Annotated in this window: 2 protein-coding genes; both read left to right on the plus strand. The window is 44.1% G+C overall.

Features of this window, described 5'->3' with window-relative positions:
- Positions 1-430 precede the first annotated feature (430 nt).
- Positions 431-871: a hypothetical protein gene (locus tag DP117_RS10435; protein ID WP_169218245.1), complete on the plus strand. Its 441-nt coding sequence runs from the start codon at positions 431-433 to the stop codon at positions 869-871.
- A gap of 213 nt (positions 872-1,084) precedes the next feature.
- On the plus strand, positions 1,085-1,729 hold a 645-nt coding region (locus DP117_RS10440), incomplete at its 3' end, for an NACHT domain-containing protein (RefSeq protein WP_169218246.1).

The following is a 1,729-nucleotide window of genomic DNA, read 5'->3' on the forward strand; positions in this document are numbered from 1 at the left end:
CTCGTCCACGAGTGTAAAAGACTCGTCCACGAGTGTAAAAGACTCGTCCACGAGTATAAAAGACTCGTCCACGAGTGTAAAAGACTCGTCCACGAGGTTTTGATATTGCAATCTTATTTAATTTGTGTTATTGCGCCTGCGCAAAGGTGAGGTGCAAAATATTTTCGTCCGCCAATAAATAAATTCTGGGGCTAAGAGCTTAAGTCCGTTAAAATTCAGATCTTGCACCAGTATCAACAACGAGGCAGAGCCTCGATATCTCGTTCCCAGGCTCAGCCTGGGAACGAGGGTTGGGAGGCTCAGCCTCCCGATTATTGAGAATGGTGCAAGATCTCAGTTAAAACGGACTGGGTAACTGCAAGATCTCATTCCGAAAAACTAGTGGATGCTAAGGTATATGTAATAAGAAATATCTACTATAAAATGATTTATGGAACCAGTCACTCTGACGGCTGTGGCTACGGCGATCGCCACCCTACTTCTCACAAAAGCACTGGAGAAAACTGGCGAAAATCTTGGAGATGCTGCATGGCAACAAAGTCGCAAGTTAATTGAACAACTTCGTGATAAGAATAAATTACCATTACTCACCAATGCTACGGAAGGTAACGAACAGCAACGCTTAGATTATGGACAAGCCGTGCTGGAACTGAAAGCAGCAGCAGACAAAGATCCAGAAATTGCTCAAGGAGTTGTGGAAGTAGAAGCAGCAGCGAAAGCTGATCCAAAACTGGCTCCGCAAGTTGAAGAAGTCGCAAATACAGTTAATTCTCAACAGCCAACTATTCAAAACTTAGCAAAGCTGGCAGAAAAAATTAACAATCTCAATCAGGCACAGAATATTACAATAAATCAAACCAATACTTTTTGACTGCAGTCGCCCGACGGGGAGAATCCGGTAAAGTCAACTCCTATCAATTGGCGCGAAGTCTGCCAAAACAAATTCCAACAGCAACTCGATGTTAATCGTCAACGACGGCTAGCAACAGCAAGGGGATTTGAACTCGATATTTATGTACCTTTAGGACTTGTTGAGCGCAAACAACAGCCCCGCCGCAGTGAGGATATCTCACCGGAAAAGGGAATGCTTGCGTATCAATTGACTGAGGAAGTTATCAAGACGACTTATGAGCACGAAAAATTTCTGACAGAGGTGATTGGGGATGATTCCAACACCAAAGGCAAGAAGATAGCCATTATCGGAGAACCAGGAGCGGGAAAGTCTACCTTGCTGGAAAAGATAGGTAAGTACTTAAAAGAGCATGACGCCTTGCCGATCTATATTCCTTTGAGCAATTTATCTGGAGACACCCTGAAAGAATACTTGCTGAACCGTTGGCTGGAAAATCCAATCACACCAAACCAACTGCAAGAATTGTTGCAACTACAGCGGGTGTGGTTTCTGCTGGATGGTTTGGATGAGATGCAAGCTGCATCTTCTGTTGACGCTTTAAATAAGATTAGCCAAGATATTAGCAAACTTGGTGCGGCGCGAGTTGTGTTAACTTGTCGGTTGAATGTCTGGGATGCTAGCACCAAAAATCTGCTTGACTTCCAGAATTTCAAAACTCAGGAGTTTAGCAGCAAGCAAGTACGGAATTTTATTCTGGCTTGGTTCCAACGGGCTGAGGAGGCGGAAAGTGAGGTGTGTCATTCTGAGCGTAACGTCAGTGAAGCGAAGAATCTGAAAAATCCTTCCTTAAGTGAGGAGTGTCATTCTGAGGGTAAC

Origin of the sequence: Brasilonema sp. UFV-L1, from assembly GCF_012912105.1 — a bacterium.
Taxonomy (GTDB): domain Bacteria; phylum Cyanobacteriota; class Cyanobacteriia; order Cyanobacteriales; family Nostocaceae; genus Brasilonema.